Source organism: Afipia sp. GW821-FHT04G03, assembly GCF_059419985.1.
Map to the genome: position 1 here is coordinate 1,213,213 of NZ_JBWKSV010000001.1, position 15,167 is coordinate 1,228,379.

Genomic DNA, 15,167 nt, shown 5'->3' on the forward strand with positions numbered 1-15,167 from the left:
CATGAAGAACAGAGAGCCCGTTATGACCGGCGGCTGCCAGTGCGGCGCGGTTCGCTTTGCATCGTACAGCAACCCCGGACGGATCAGCGTCTGCCACTGCCGAATGTGTCAGAAGGCTGTGGCCGGGCCGTTCGCGGCGTTCGTGGAAATACCGCATGGCGATTTCGCGTGGACCCGCGGCACGCCGGGAACGTTTCGCTCGTCGTCGCTGGCGGAACGCGACTTCTGCACGGCCTGCGGAACGCCGCTCAGCTATCGCAAGCTTAACGGCTCGGCGATCGAGTTACTCACCGGCGCATTCGATCGGCCGGATCGCGTCATCCCGACCTATCAGATCGGTATTGAATCCAAGCTCGCCTGGGTCGGCCATCTGCACAACCTTCCCGGCAAAACCACCGCAGAAAGCGCTGGTTTCATCGAGGCTGGCAGCATTGTCAGCTATCAGCATCCGGACCATAATACGTAGCCGCGCGTTGCCGGCTTGATTGCACGCAAAGTCGAGACAGTAGAATGAGCCGTATTCCGAATTTCGCAGATGTCGCGTTCGCGCCAGCCACCGTCACCGGCGGCGAGAGCAACGCACAACCGTGGCTCACGCCCGAAGGCATTCTGGTCAAGCCGGGCTACACCGAAGCCGATCTGCAAGGCATCGATTTTCTCGACACATGGCCCGGCATCGCGCCCTATCTGCGCGGCCCCTATCCCACAATGTACGTCAACCAGCCGTGGACCGTGCGTCAGTACGCAGGCTTCTCGACGGCGGAAGATTCCAACGCCTTCTATCGCCGCAATCTAGCTGCGGGCCAGAAAGGTCTTTCGGTCGCGTTCGATCTCGCCACCCATCGCGGCTATGACTCGGATCATCCGCGCGTGTCCGGCGACGTCGGCATGGCGGGCGTCGCCATCGATTCCATCTACGACATGCGTACGCTGTTCGCCGGCATTCCGCTCGACCAGATGAGCGTGTCGATGACCATGAACGGCGCGGTGCTGCCGATCCTCGCGCTGTTCGTCGTCGCCGCCGAAGAACAGGGCGTGCCGCCGGAAAAGCTTTCAGGAACCATTCAGAACGACATTCTGAAAGAGTTCATGGTGCGCAACACCTACATTTATCCACCGACGCCATCGATGCGCATTATCTCGGACATCTTCGCCTACACGTCGCAACGGATGCCGAAGTACAACTCCATTTCCATTTCCGGCTATCACATGCAGGAAGCCGGCGCGACGCAGGATCTCGAACTGGCCTACACGCTCGCCGATGGCGTCGAATATCTCCGCGCGGGCCTTGCCGCCGGACTCGATGTCGACCGTTTCGCGCCGCGGCTGTCGTTTTTCTGGGCCATCGGCATGAACTTCTTCATGGAAGTCGCCAAGATGCGCGCGGCGCGGCTGCTGTGGGCAAAGCTGCTGAAGCCGTTCAATCCGAAGGACATGCGCTCGCTGTCGCTGCGCACCCATTGCCAGACCTCCGGCTGGTCGCTCACCGCGCAAGACGTGTTCAACAACGTGGTCCGCACCAACATCGAGGCGATGGCGGCCACGCAGGGACACACCCAGTCGCTGCACACCAACGCGCTCGACGAGGCGCTCGCGCTGCCGACGGATTTTTCGGCGCGGATCGCGCGCAACACGCAGCTCTTCCTGCAACAGGAAAGCGGCACCACCCGCATCGTCGATCCGTGGGGTGGCTCGTTCTATGTCGAACGGCTGACACACGATCTCGCCGCCAAGGCATGGGCGCACATTCAGGAAGTCGAGGAACTCGGCGGCATGGCCAAGGCCATCGAGGCCGGAGTGCCGAAGCTGCGGATCGAGGAAGCCTCGGCCAAGACGCAGGCGCGCATCGACGCGGGACGTCAGTCCGTCATCGGCGTCAACAAGTACAAGCCGGAGAACGAGGCAGCCATCGACGTGCTGAAGGTCGAGAACTCCACCGTGCGCCGTTTGCAAATCGACAAGCTGAAGCGCCTTCGCTCCGAGCGCAAACAGGCGGACGTCGATGCGGCGCTCAACGCCCTCACCCGCTCGGCTTCCGAAGGCACCGGCAACCTGCTGGCGCTGGCCATTGATGCTGCGCGCGCAAAGGCCACCGTCGGCGAGATTTCCGACGCCATGGAGAAAGTGTTCGGCCGTCACCGCGCCGAAATCAAATCCATCACCGGCGTCTATAAACGCGAGGCCGCCACCATGTCCGACAGGGTTGAGAAGGTACAGGCGCTGATCGATGCGTTCGAGGACGCGGAAGGCCGCCGCCCGCGCATTCTGGTCGCGAAAATCGGTCAGGACGGCCACGATCGCGGACAGAAGGTGATCGCTTCGGCTTTCGCGGACGTCGGCTTCGACGTCGATATCGGGCCGCTGTTTGCGACTGCCGACGAGGCTGCGCGTCAGGCGGTGGAAAACGACGTGCACATGCTCGGCCTGTCGTCGCTGGCGGCAGCTCATCTCACCGCCGTCCCGGAATTGAAGGAAGCGCTCAGGAAGCGCGGCCGTGACGACATCATGATCATTATCGGCGGCGTGATCCCGCCGCAGGATTACGACGCGCTGTACAAGGCCGGCGCGGAAGCGATCTTCCCGCCAGGCACCGTGATCGCGGACGCTGCGGAAGAATTGATCCGCAAGCTCAACCTGCGGCTGGGACACTCGAGCGCGGCTGCGGAGTAAATGGCGATTGGAATTCGCGTTGCCTTCACCGGTCATCAGCTCAGGTAACACGATGCCGCAACTCGCCGATGCCCTCCGTTCCGGCGACCGCGCCGCGCTGGCCCGCGCCATTACCCTGATCGAAAGCCGCCGCGCCGATCATCAGGCGCAGGCGCGCGATCTGGTGCAGGAACTGCTGCCGTTGACCGGCAAGGCGGTCCGCGTCGGCATTACCGGTTCGCCCGGTGTCGGAAAGTCCACCACCATCGATGCGCTCGGCATGGCGCTGATCGCCAAGGGCCACAAGGTCGCGGTGCTGGCGGTCGATCCATCGTCGGCGCGCACCGGCGGATCTATCCTGGGCGACAAGACGCGCATGGCGCGGCTCTCGGCGGAAGACAACGCTTTCATCCGCCCCTCTCCCGCCTCAGGCACGCTCGGAGGCGTCGCCGCGAAAACCCGCGAGGCGATGCTGTTGTGCGAGGCCGCGGGCTTCGATGTCGTGCTGGTGGAAACTGTCGGCATCGGCCAATCGGAGACGGCCGTCTGCGACATGACCGATTTTTTCCTGGCGCTGATGCTGCCTGGCGCCGGCGACGAATTGCAGGGCATCAAGAAGGGCCTCGTCGAACTGGCGGACATGATCGCCGTCAACAAGGCCGACGGCGACAACATCAAGCGCGCCAACCTCGCCGCCGCCGAATATCGCGGCGCGCTTCACATCCTTGCGCCACGCTCCGAACATTGGCATCCGCCAGTGGTCACCTATTCTGCGCTTGCCGGAACCGGCATCGATGCGCTGTGGGAGAAAATCCTCGCGCATCGCACGGCCATGAGTGCATCGGGCGACTTCGACGCGCGCCGCCGCCAGCAGCAGGTCAAATGGATGTGGACCATGCTGGAGGGCCGGCTGAAAGCGCGGCTGCGCTCCGACCCCGCCATCCGTGCGCAGGTCAAGGAGACCGAGGCCGCGGTTGCCGATGGCCGCATGACGCCCGCCATCGCGGCCGATGCCGTCGCGGCGCTGCTCCATCAATGACAAGCCGCAAGCCGCGAATTCTGGTCACGGGCTTCCGCCCATTTCCCGGCGCGCCCTACAATCCGACGGAAAAACTCGTTGAGCGGCTGCTGCGCTTGCGTCGGCCCGCGCTCGACGGCGTCGAACGGATCGGACATGTTTTTCCCGTGACATACAGCGCGGTCGATCGCCAATTGCCCGCGCTGATCACGACTCATCGTCCCGATGCGCTGCTGATGTTCGGGCTCGCGTCACGCACATCCTTCGTTCGCATCGAGACGCGTGCGCGCAATACCGTCACGCAAATCTGGCCCGACGCCGAACATGCATCGGTTCGCAGCCGGACCATTGTCCACGGGCCGGATTCGACGCTGCGCTTCGGGCCGCACACGCGCGGGCTGCTGCGCGCCGCGCAACAGACCGGCGTGGATGCCCGCGCCTCATTGAGCGCAGGGTATTATCTCTGCAACTACCTGAGCTGGCGCGCCATCGAGGCGACCCGCATCAGCGACGGCCCTCGCCTTGCCGCCTTCGTCCATGTGCCGCTGGTGCCCCGCGCGCCGGTGCACCGTCGCAGGGGACTTTCCGAGCCCGTCACGTTCGAACAACTGGTCGATGCCGGGGAAGCCGTGCTCATGGAAGTGGCACGTCTGGCGCGACCTTTGGCGAGGAACAGAGCCGAGGCCTGATCGGTCGCCGATTCCGGCTGGCAGCCATACGGGAACTGACGTTGTGCGCCGCAGCATCAATCCTTAGATAGAGGGCTCCTTGTTGCGAGCCCTTCATGACCGACACCAGCGCCAATTCATGGATTTCCTCGACCCATCGCCCGATGGGCTTCCGGGAATTCGTCGCCATCGTAGCGGCCATCATGGCCCTCAATCCGCTGGCCATGGACCTGATGCTCCCAGCCCTGCCGGACGTGGCCTCGGCCTTTCATATTAGCAACGCCAACCGCGTGCAGGCCGTGCTGTCGGTGTTCCTGACCGGCTTCGGAGCGGGCCAGTTCATCATCGGGCCGCTTGCGGACCGTTACGGCCGACGACCTATCCTTCTTGGCGGCTTGATCGTCTACGGTATCGCCAGTTTGCTTGCGATCATCGCACCGTCCTTCGAGACGCTGCTGCTTGCCCGCGGATTGCAGGGGCTCAGCACCGCCGCTGCGCGCGTGATCGCGACCTCCATTGTCCGGGATTGTTACAGCGGCCGCCGTATGGCGAGCGTGATGTCGCTCGCCATGATGATCTTCATTTCGGTGCCGGTGATCGCGCCGTCGTTCGGACAGGCAATCATGCTCGCCGCGGAATGGCACGGCATTTTCATCGTCCTGCTGGTGTACGGCATACTGACGTTGGGCTGGGTTGTCGTTCGCCTTCCCGAAACCTTGCCGCTCACCGAACGCAAATCCCTCGCTGTCCGTGAAGTGGCCAAAAATTTCCTCCAAACGATCAAGACGCGGCAGACCTTCGGCTATGCGCTCGCCGCCGGCAGCATCCAGGGAATTCTGTTCGGATACGTTTTGTCCTCGCAGCAGATATTCACGGGTGTCTACGGACTCGGCCACTACTTCCCGCTGGCTTTCGCCGCCATCGCCATCGGAATCGCCGTCGCTGGTTTCGTGAATTCGCGCATTGTCGGCCGCTACGGAATGCGCATGATTTCGCACATTGCCCTCGTGGCGCAACTGCTCCTCGCCACGGTCATGCTGACGACAGCCCTGGCGGGATGGCTTCCGCTGTCCTTGTTCATGGTGTTGGCCACAGCCAGCCTGTTTACGTTCGGATTGATGTTCTCCAATTTCTCCGCACTGGCGATGGAGCCTCAGGGACATATCGCGGGAACCGCCTCATCGCTGTTCGGATCTATCACGACCCTGATCGGAATCGCGGTCGGATCGGCGATCGGCCAGTACTATGACGGCACGGTGATCCCGCTTTCGATCGGCGCATTGCTGAGTTCGGTGGTCGCACTTGCCGTTGTGTTCGCCGTCGAAAAAGGCCGGCTGTTCAAGCCCCACAACGCGCCAATCTGACCGGCGCGCGGCTTCATTCCATTAACCCTACCACCGACAATCGCGCGCAAACGCGCGGGTAGAGGCATCGTTCGCTGCATTCCTGCATTAGGTCTTAGCGTGCATTTTCGCACAGGGCCGCATCATGGACATCAGCCGCCGCAGCCTCATCAACGCCACCGCCGCGGGTGCGGCAGCGGGCGTGCTGACGGCCGCGCCTGAGCGCGCACAGGCAGCGCCGCTCATGTCCACGCTCGGCCGCGATGCCGCGCAATACGGCGTGCGGCCGAACAGTCCCGACGACCAGACCAGGGCCTTGCAGCGCGCGATCAACGAGGCTGCCGGCGCGCAGATGCCGTTAGCGCTGCCGCCCGGCGTTTATCGCACCGGGGCGTTGCGGCTGCCGAGCGGCGCGCAGCTTGTCGGCGTGCGCGGCGCGAGCATCCTCAAATTCACCGGCGGCCCTTCCCTGCTCGGCAGCGACGGCGCCAGCGGCATCGGGCTTTCCGGTCTCACGCTCGACGGCGCAGGCATCAAGCTCGCCGACCGCCGCGGGCTGGTGCACTTCCAGAACGGCCTCGATGTCCGCGTGCAGGATTGCGACATTGTCGGCAGCGGCGGATATGGCATCTGGTTCGAGAGCATCGCGGGCGAAGTCAGCGGCAACACCATCCGCAAGACGGCGAATACCGCATTCACATCGTTCGATGCGCTGGGACTGCTGATCGCGCAGAACACGATTCAGGACGCCTCCGACAACGGCATCGAGATCCTGCGCACCACGATGGGCGACGACGGCTCCATCGTCGTCAACAACCGCATCGACGATATCAGAGCCGGTCCGGGCGGCTCCGGACAGCACGGCAACGCCATCAATGCGTTTCGCGCCGGCAATGTCATTGTCAGCGGGAACCGGATTCGCAATTGCGATTATTCCGGCGTGCGCGGCAACTCGGCATCGAACATCCACATCACCGGCAACAGCATCAGCAACGTGCGCGAGGTCGCGCTCTATTCGGAATTTGCATTCGAGGGCGCGGTGATCGCCAACAACACCGTCGACATCTGCGCGGTCGGCGTTTCGGTCGCAAATTTCAACGAGGGCGGCCGCATGGTGACGGTCCACGGCAACATCATACGCAATATTCTGCCGAAGCGTCCCATCGGCACGGCACCCGACGACGACGCCGGTATCGGCATCGTGGTCGAAGCCGACGCCGCCGTGACCGGCAATGTCGTCGAGAACGCGCCTTCATTCGGGATCATGGCAGGCTGGGGCAAATATCTGCGCGACGTGACCATCACCGGCAACGTGTTGCGCAACGCCTTCATCGGCATCGGCGTATCGGTGGTGCCGGGCGCCGGCACAGCGCTGGTCAGCAACAACCTGATTTCGGGATCGAGGGGCTCCGCGATCGTCGGGCTCGATCATGCCAAGACAGTAACGGCCGATCTTGGCGCCGACGGAGCTTCACGCTTTGCGCAGATCGTTCTCGGTCTTAACGCCGTGCGCTGACGAGATATCCGTGAACGGCTGTGTCGGGACCTCGGCATTCGCCGCCTGCGCCAGCGCGACCTCGACCGGCTTGTCCAGCACCGGATCGGGCGGTGCCAGCTTCTCCCACGTTTTCAGCGCCGCGCGGGCTTCCTGAATGACCTTCAGGAAGTCCGGCTCCTTGTAATAAAGCTTCCAGCGGCCGGTTTCGTAAAGTTCGACCAGATAGGTCAGGCGTCGCTCGGCCAGCATGCGCCAGCGTGTCACGACATTCCGTCCGTGTTCGGTATTGCCGGAATTGGCCATTTCGAATCCAGGAAATTGCTGCAGCAAATGTCACGCAACGCAACCGGAATCGCCCGCAGGCTAGCAACGCAAAGCAGATAGCTCACTCTTTACCGCGGATACATGCGACTTTCGTGACCCGCGTTCGCGGCAACCACGACTGCCTGAAATTAACGCACCTGTAGCCTGATCGCAGCGCGAAGCGACACCCGCGATCCCGCCGCCGGCGGCTCGCGGCCTGAAACCGCCACCCCGCCGGTATTTGTTGTGCCGGATACCGATGACGTTCCGGGCTTGATGGCCTCCACCGCGATCGATCGTGCAAGTGCGGAGGTGTAGTTCGGTACCGGCGTGAACTGGTTCTTCTTGAAGTCGTGCTGGATGCGGTCGCCGCCACCGGCCTGCGTCGCGCATACAGCCGTCACAGTCTCAATGCCCTTGTCCTTCATTCGGAACTGAAACGGCGCACCGGCTCCCGGGAAGCGAATCGGTACGCCAGCCCGAAGAAGGTTATCCTGCTGGAAGCTGTTTGGCAGCAGCACGGTGCCCTCGCCGCGCTCGTCGATGTCGGTCAGGGTCAGGAAGCAGTCGCGCGGCGCCACGATGGTAAAGACCGGCGTATCGCCGAGATTGTAGCTGTCCTTGTCCGATGTCAGGGAGAGATCGTCCCTGCTGACAATCGGCCTTGTCAGGGGTTCGGGCGGCCGCGCATTCCTGATCGCAACAACCGTCAGATCCGTGAGGTCGGGGGCGATCTGGCGGAACGCCGCTTCGAACTGATCGCGCGGAACGGCACCCTGGGCGAGCCGCCGGACCAGCGGGCGGAATTTCTGCTCGACATCCGCGACACCCTCGTTGAATTCGGACTTCGTGAGACCGAGTTCGGACGCCGCCAGCGTCAGGTCGAGATCGTCTTCATAGCGCTTGGCAAGCGCGTTGATCATCTCGATGCCGTTCAATTTCAGCGTCGCATCGAGACCGGCGCGCTTCATGGCATCCGCAAAGCGTTTCGCATCATCCTCGATCATCGCGTCCATCTTGTCATGCGGGGGATACAATCCCTCGACCGCATCGCGCACATCCTTCGGGAACGTCCGCCCCTTCAGAACCAGGTCGCGGACGTCGTCCTTGGCCTTGCGCATCCCCTGATCGTGGCAGCCCATGCAGGAAATGCCGTTGGTCACGGTGAAGTCCTTGCGCGACGGATCGCGCACGATGGCGGTGGGTCCCTTGTCGAGGCGGTCGCCCTTCGCAGTGTTCAGGTAATAGGCCTGAAATCCGTTCGGCAGGCTGAAGATGGTTTCGCCGCCATCATGATGAAACGCATTGGCTCCGGTCGGCCCGAGCGGATGATCGAACAGGCTCTGGCGGTCGCGGTTGCCGGCAAAATCATATGAGGTCCAGAAGAAGCCGCTGCGTGAAGGGTGCCGCTCAATCAGCCGGTTGTTCTGGCTGACGCCCGAGCGCTGGAACGCGGCGCGCTGCGCGACGAAGTTGCGGATATTGCCCTCGACGTCGATGCCCTGCTCCCGCGCAAGCTGCTGAAACGTATTCGGCAATTGCAGCAGCACGTCATAGAGCGGCGGCTGCGACGCGGTGAATGCGAACCAGTCCGCGCGAACATACGGCATCGGTGTCCGCGCGCCCGACGCCAGCGTGCGGCTGAACTCGGTGTCCGGCGCGATATTATAGGGATAGACCGCGATCACATTGTCCCAGTCAGATGCCTTCCAGCCGAGATCGGCGAGATTGAAGCGCAGGATGCTGCCCTCGGGATCGATGGTCTCCAGCCTGACGACATCGGACGAGCGCGAGAGCGAGTTGAGAAACTTGACCGCGGCCTGCTGGTAAACCTTCATCGCCGCAGGATCGGTGCAGATATTGGTGAGATGCGTCAGCGTCAGGTAACGGGTCGTGGCCCGGCGTTGCGGACGCTGCTTGTCGAGGTCGGACCCCATGAAGGACACCATGTCCTCCGGCGTGATGAACTTGTGGGTCTCGCAGCTTGCGACGGCCTTGGTTCCGAGCGCCGTGACCCAGCTTTCCAGTGCCTTGAGATCGGCCTCCGACGGCGGCGCGTGCGACGCGCCTTCGTAATAAATATCGTAGGGCATTTCCTTGTCGACGATCTGCCGGAACAGCTTCGAGCCAAGCGGATTGCCGGGAAGAACGTAATGCGGATTGGCGGCGATTTCGTCGAGCTTCAGCACGTTGCCGAAATTCTTCGCCGGGCGCTCGCGCTCGACCAGCTTGCCGGTCTGATGGCAGCGCGCGCAATGCTTGTCGAGGACGTCGAACGCGGCCTTCGCAACCGGATCGGACGGCGGGGCGATCGCCCCGGCGTCCTGCGCCAGCGCAGTTCCGGCCACACCGAAGGCCAGCCCTGCGGCAGCCGTCACACGGAGCGCGCGCAGACCAAACCCCGGAAATCTCATGAACGTCCCCTTCAAATCAGTCGCTTCGGCGAAATCCCGCCATGCATTGGTCACGCCGGCCTATCGTCAGGTTCAGACGTTCATCGCCCGGCCGTCGCCTGCACGGTGGTGTTGACGATCTGCACGCGGCGATTGACCTCGCCGAGCGGATTGGCGGGGGTTTTCAACTGCTCCTTGCCGAATCCGGCGGCAATCAGGGTATCGGGCGCGAGCTTGTATTGTTCGATCAGAACGCGGCGAACCGAATTGGCGCGGCGCTGCGACAACAACTGGTTGTAGTCGGCGCCACCCGCCGCGTCGGTATGGCCGTTGATGAAAAACACCGAGCCCTTCAAATCCTGCCGCGACAATGCGTTGCCGAGCGCAACCAGTGCCGGCGCTGCTTTGGGGCTGATATCGGCGGAATTGTATTCGAACAGAATTTCGAGATCGATCGCGGGCTTGTCGCGCGCGATTTCAGCGATCTGGGCGCGTTCGTCGGCCGTCGGCGCAGCCACGGCTTCGACGGCGATAGAGCGCGTCCGCAGCCGGTCGATGATCTGCTTCTCCGCCGCGGCTTTCGGATCGGGCGCTGCCGTGATGCTGCGCGTCAGCGGTTTCTTCGCCTGGAGCGCGGAGCCGATCTTGTCTTCAAGCGATTGAGCGTGCAGCGGCACCGGGCTCAACGCGAAAAAGATCACCAGCGCGATCAGACCGCGGGCCCGTTTCGGAAACTGGTTCGGCATTGCACGGTCCCTGATCAAATACTTTTCGCGGCAAATGGATGAATCTGCCTCATCCTTGTCCACATCGCCCAAAGCGGTCAAGAGTCGCAACGGGCTATCGCTTAACCGATGCAACGATTGCGACAAGACGGCCCGCCCGGGGGACACCGGGCGGGCCAAACCATGACGGCGCGAGGGTGGATGGGCGCCCGCACCAACCTGGCTGCGAGAGACGAGCGTGTCGTCGCCCCGCAGCCATTGGTCGGCGGCAACATTCATCAGGTTCAGGAAATTTACGAACTTGACGGCACCCTGTCAGCGACGGCGCTACTGCTTCGGGCTGCTGTCCGACGCTGCGGCCATCGGAGCCGCCGTGATCGCGGAAACCGCGCTGAACGCATCGGCCTGCCCTGCCCCGAACTGATCGTCGCGGCCCTTCGGCCCGAGATCGCGCGCGGTCGACAACAGTGTCCCGCGAACTTCGGCAGCAGAGACGCCGGGATTCCGGGCGATCATCAATGCTGCCACACCGCTGATGAAAGCAGCAGACATCGAGGTGCCCGACGACATCTGATATTTGCCGTCAGGAGCCGGCGACAGGATGTCCACGCCGGGCGCGGCAATCGCAACGTAGCTGCCCCGATTCGACTGCGCGAACAGCCGGTCGGACTGGTCGGTCGCCGTCACTGCGATGACATTGCGGTCCGCGGCCGGATACAGCGGCGGCGATTTCGCCCCGGCGTTGCCTGCGGCGGCCACCAGAACGATGCCCTTGGCGGCGGCGGCGGCCAATCCACGCTCCATGGCGGGATCGTGCGGCCCCGCGAAGCTCATGTTGATGATCTGTGCATTCTTGGCGAGTGCGTAATTGAGGCTCTTGAGAATGATGAAAGACGTACTCTCCGCGCCGCTCTTCTGCGCGCCGAACGCACGAATGGCCAGCAGGCGCGACGACGGCGCCGTTCCCATCAGCCGCGCATGGGAGGCGATGACGCCCGCGATGCCGGTGCCGTGAGGATGCGCCGCTTCGCCGTTGTTCAACGCATCGAACGTCCCGGCAATCACGCCGGCCAGTTCGGGATGGGTCACGTCGATGCCGGAATCGATCACCGCGACCGTCACGTCCGCGCCGACCGACAGAGCGTGCGCCTCGGGCAGCCGCATCTTGGCAAGCGCATATTGCGCGGGATCGCCTTCGGACTTCGGAGCCGTATCCTGCTGCAGCTTGAAGATGTTGTTGCGCTGTGCCGCCTTCACGTTACCGCCGGCAACAAGCTCGCGCACGACAGCGTCGACCGATCGTCCGTCGGAAATGCGCCAGCGAAAAAACGTGCTGTTGGTCAGCGGGAAATTCTGCGACTGAACGCGCGTCAACCGATGGCGGCGCGCGAGATCGTCAGCCTGCGCATCGGTGGGGCTGCCGTCGACCTCGATCAGCACTTCCTTGGCGACATAGGTTCTGTCGATAGCGACCGGCGTGTTCTTGCGGGCGGCGCGGCGCGGCGGTCCGCCTCGATCGTCTGGCGGCGGACCTTGATCGGCGTCACGCATGATGCGCGGGCGCGGCCTTGGGCCAGCATCGTCATATCCGTCGTAACGAATGTTCGGCGAAAAGCGGATCGACGGATTCACGTTGATCCGCGGCCCCGTATTGATGCTCGGCGCCGTGCGCATACTGAAATTGCCGTAGCCCTGCGCAAACACCGGCGGAGCCGCCAGATTGAAGATCACCGCAGCCACCGCCACCGGCCGCGCGGACCGAACGAGACCTGATCGCCGCTTGCCCTTGCCTGTCTCGGTCATCTGGCGTCCTCGGATGTTCTTGATCGGCCGTTAGTCGGCAGCCACCGCAAGGCTGACGATTTTTTCAGCCTGGAGCCGCGTCAGCAGTTGCGCCGCTTCCTCCTTCGACAACGCCTTGTCGCCGAACCGAACGCGGAACACCCCGGCCTTCGGACCCGAAACGATGGATGCATTGTAGGTGTTGAGCAATTGCGTGATGTCGTCGGCTTTTGCATCCGGCGAAAAGCGCAGCAACCCGAAAGTGCCCGCACTCGACTGGGTCGGGAACGCGGCTGTCTGGAAATTGCCGTCTGCGCGATCCTTGACCAGCGTGCCGATGACGCCGGCCTGCAACAACAGCGCCACTGCGCCAACGACCGCGGAATAAGCCAGCGTTCGCGGCGAAAGGCTAGAGAAGAACCCGACAACCCGCATCACGGGATTGAACGATGCATTCTTGCGCGCGGGCTCGGCATCGATGGCCGCGAACAGCTTCTGCATTGCCCGCGACGACGGCGCGCCGAGGCTCTCGTTCAGCAAAATCGTCTCGGCATACTCGTCCTGGATTGCCGCATACTGCCGCGCCAGATCGGGGTCGCTGGCCAGCGCCTCGTCGACGCGGCGGGCGTCACGCAGGTTGAGAGTCCCGGCAGCATGGAACGGCAACAGAGCCTCAAGCTCGGTGGGTTCGCGATCGGCGGTTTGCTTCGTGGTCTTGCTCGCAGAAGTCATGGCCAACCTCGCTCTATGCCGGCTGCCTTGAGCAACTCGGCTAATTTCTTTCGCGCGTAAAACAGGCGCGTCTTCACCGTGTTCTCCGGGATGCCCACGATTTCGGCCACTTCCTCCACGGATTTCTCGTGGTAGTAGACGAGATCGACGATCTCCCGATGGTCTGGCGAAAGTGCGGTCAGGCAATTCCGCAACGCGTTGCTCGTGTCTTTCTTCGCAACTGCGACTTCCGGATTGTCGGACGTATCCTCGATCGCGGCAGCCGCTTCGTCGTCCAGTTCCGCGTCCTTCCTCTTGCGGAGGGCAGACAGGGCCTTGAACCGGGTAATCGCCAGCAGCCACGTAGAGACGGCGGACCGGCCCTCAAACTTGCCGGCCTGACGCCACACATCGAGGAAAACCTCGCTGATGAGGTCTTCCGCGATGGACTCGTTCCGAACGAGCCGCAGCGAGAAGCGAAACACCCTGACGTGGTGCCTTCCGTAAAGCACCTGCATCGCGAGCCGGTCACCTTGGGCGATGCGACTGATCAGGACTTCGTCCGAAGTCGCGTGAGTTGCACTCAATGGCCGTCTCGCAAGGTTGGTCGCATGCGACTGGGAAGGGGTTCGATCAAATCTGTGAAAATCTTCGCGATTTCCCAGAACTGTCCGGATCGGCGAAACGCAAAATGCCCCTGAATCATGAACAAGGGCAAGTTATCAGGTTAGGAATACGATTTAGGTATTAATTTACCGGTTTCGGACTAATCGAGACATCACGAAAGGCTCGGGGCAGCCAAGGTGGCCTGTCCCTCCCAATGATACCAAACCTAAAGGCTTTCCCGCCTACAGTTCCGCATTGCTTACCTTCAGCGGCGAATTTCATGCGCAGCGCGGCGTCATCAGCACCTGAATCATTGCTAGGCGCTTCTGGCCCAGTGCCTTCGGTGCTTGAGATCGAATTAACGCCCGAGGTCCTCGCCCGCCGAACGAAACAGCGGCGGCAGATGCTCGACATGGTTGGCGTCAGCTACACAATCGACGCCGCGATCCTGCTGATTTACGCCTATGCGGGCACCACCACCTTCACGGTTGCGGCAGCCTATGGGGTCTGCGGCTTGCTGTCGGTGGCTGCGTTTATTGCGATATCCGAAGCCAGGGTGAACGACAGGTTCAAGGATCATTATTTCATCAGCCAGCAAAGCACCATCAGCCTGGCGATCATGCTGGTGTTCCTGTACGTCGCGCCCGAAGTCGGCTGCCTGTTCCTTTGCTCGATCTTCCTTGTCTACACATTCGCAGCCCTGCGTTCGTCTCCTCGCCAGACGATCCTCGGATGGACCATCGCCGCCATCGGGCTCACGGTTCTCTTTCTTCTCACGGACAAGCCCATCGCCCTGCCTCACGAAACGCCGCTCGAGCGTTTCGCAACCATGCTGGTTTTCATTCTGGTACTCGGCCGCGGCATGACCGTCGGACTGTTCAGCTCCTCGCTGCATGAATCTCTTTACAGGCGCGGCATCGAACTGAAAGCGGCCTACAAGCGCATCGAAGAACTTGCCGAACTCGACGAACTCACCGGCTCGCTCAACCGCCGCAGCATCATGCACACGCTCGACGAAGAGATCGCCCGCGCGCGCCGCAGCAAGATGCCCTGCGCTGTCGCGCTGATCGACCTCGACTGGTTCAAGCGGATCAACGATCAGTTTGGTCATCCCGTGGGCGACGAAGCGCTGCGGGCATTCGCGATTACCATATTCGCCAACATCCGCAGTATCGATAAGTTCGGCCGGTATGGCGGCGAGGAATTCCTGCTCATTCTCCCGGAGACGTCCGAGGGCGCAGCACTGCGCACGACCGACCGGCTGCGCATGATTGTGGGCGATCTCGACTGGAGCGCGATTTCGCAAGAGATGCGCGTCACGATGTCGGCCGGCCTTGCAATGCTGCGGCCGGATGACTCCGCGGACAGCATTCTCGCTCGCGCCGATCAACTGCTTTATCAGGCCAAGGCCCTCGGGCGTAACAAGGTCGTCGCTGTTTAGTTTATTTCAGGCCGCCAAGAATTCGGCGGC

The 15,167-nt window shown here is 62.7% G+C and carries 13 protein-coding genes; 7 read left to right on the forward strand and 6 right to left on the reverse strand.

Features of this window, described 5'->3' with window-relative positions; all coding sequences use genetic code 11:
- Position 1 precedes the first annotated feature (1 nt).
- The 6 genes from AC07UB_RS05985 to AC07UB_RS06010 all read left to right on the forward strand — a co-directional run bounded on the left by AC07UB_RS05985 (position 2) and on the right by AC07UB_RS06010 (position 7,194).
- Complete coding sequence (locus AC07UB_RS05985) at positions 2–466, forward strand: GFA family protein (protein WP_492792978.1); 465 nt, start codon at positions 2–4, stop codon at positions 464–466.
- A 44-nt stretch (positions 467–510) separates the two neighbouring features.
- The gene (scpA, locus tag AC07UB_RS05990; RefSeq protein WP_492792979.1) at positions 511–2,670 is read left to right on the forward strand and encodes a methylmalonyl-CoA mutase; all 2,160 of its coding nucleotides are present in this window, start codon (positions 511–513) and stop codon (positions 2,668–2,670) included.
- A gap of 52 nt (positions 2,671–2,722) precedes the next feature.
- A complete protein-coding gene (gene meaB, locus AC07UB_RS05995; RefSeq protein WP_492792980.1) occupies positions 2,723–3,688 on the forward strand; it encodes a methylmalonyl Co-A mutase-associated GTPase MeaB in 966 nt (321 codons plus the stop codon).
- Complete coding sequence (locus AC07UB_RS06000) at positions 3,685–4,356, forward strand: pyroglutamyl-peptidase I (RefSeq protein WP_492792981.1); 672 nt, start codon at positions 3,685–3,687, stop codon at positions 4,354–4,356. The genes meaB and AC07UB_RS06000 overlap by 4 nt, the downstream gene beginning before the upstream one ends.
- Positions 4,357–4,451: 95 nt before the next feature.
- Positions 4,452–5,699, forward strand: coding sequence for a multidrug effflux MFS transporter (locus tag AC07UB_RS06005; RefSeq protein ID WP_492792982.1), 1,248 nt, complete (start codon positions 4,452–4,454; stop codon positions 5,697–5,699).
- 124 nt (positions 5,700–5,823) lie between these two features.
- A complete protein-coding gene (locus AC07UB_RS06010) occupies positions 5,824–7,194 on the forward strand; it encodes a TIGR03808 family TAT-translocated repetitive protein (protein WP_492792983.1) in 1,371 nt (456 codons plus the stop codon).
- On the opposite strand, the gene AC07UB_RS06015 is transcribed toward AC07UB_RS06010, so the two are convergent.
- From AC07UB_RS06015 to AC07UB_RS06040, 6 genes are all read right to left on the reverse strand, one after another.
- The gene (locus AC07UB_RS06015; RefSeq protein WP_492792984.1) at positions 7,150–7,479 is read right to left on the reverse strand and encodes a TIGR03809 family protein; all 330 of its coding nucleotides are present in this window, start codon (positions 7,477–7,479) and stop codon (positions 7,150–7,152) included. The two genes, AC07UB_RS06010 and AC07UB_RS06015, sit on opposite strands and share 45 nt — an antisense overlap.
- A 149-nt stretch (positions 7,480–7,628) precedes the next feature.
- Complete coding sequence (locus AC07UB_RS06020) at positions 7,629–9,893, reverse strand: DUF4384 domain-containing protein (RefSeq protein ID WP_492792985.1); 2,265 nt, start codon at positions 9,891–9,893, stop codon at positions 7,629–7,631.
- An 80-nt stretch (positions 9,894–9,973) separates the two neighbouring features.
- On the reverse strand, positions 9,974–10,618 hold the full coding sequence (locus tag AC07UB_RS06025; protein WP_492792986.1) for an OmpA family protein: 645 nt from the start codon (positions 10,616–10,618) through the stop codon (positions 9,974–9,976).
- A gap of 306 nt (positions 10,619–10,924) precedes the next feature.
- A complete protein-coding gene (locus tag AC07UB_RS06030) occupies positions 10,925–12,400 on the reverse strand; it encodes a S8 family serine peptidase (protein ID WP_492792987.1) in 1,476 nt (491 codons plus the stop codon).
- A gap of 30 nt (positions 12,401–12,430) precedes the next feature.
- The gene (locus AC07UB_RS06035; protein ID WP_492792988.1) at positions 12,431–13,111 is read right to left on the reverse strand and encodes a hypothetical protein; all 681 of its coding nucleotides are present in this window, start codon (positions 13,109–13,111) and stop codon (positions 12,431–12,433) included.
- Positions 13,108–13,677 (reverse strand): sigma-70 family RNA polymerase sigma factor, encoded by a 570-nt coding sequence (locus AC07UB_RS06040; RefSeq protein ID WP_492792989.1) that lies wholly within the window; start codon positions 13,675–13,677, stop codon positions 13,108–13,110. Before AC07UB_RS06040 ends, AC07UB_RS06035 begins: the two co-directional genes overlap by 4 nt.
- A gap of 299 nt (positions 13,678–13,976) precedes the next feature.
- On the opposite strand from AC07UB_RS06040, the gene AC07UB_RS06045 reads away from it, so the two are divergent.
- On the forward strand, positions 13,977–15,137 hold the full coding sequence (locus AC07UB_RS06045; protein ID WP_494651721.1) for a GGDEF domain-containing protein: 1,161 nt from the start codon (positions 13,977–13,979) through the stop codon (positions 15,135–15,137).
- Positions 15,138–15,167 lie beyond the last annotated feature (30 nt).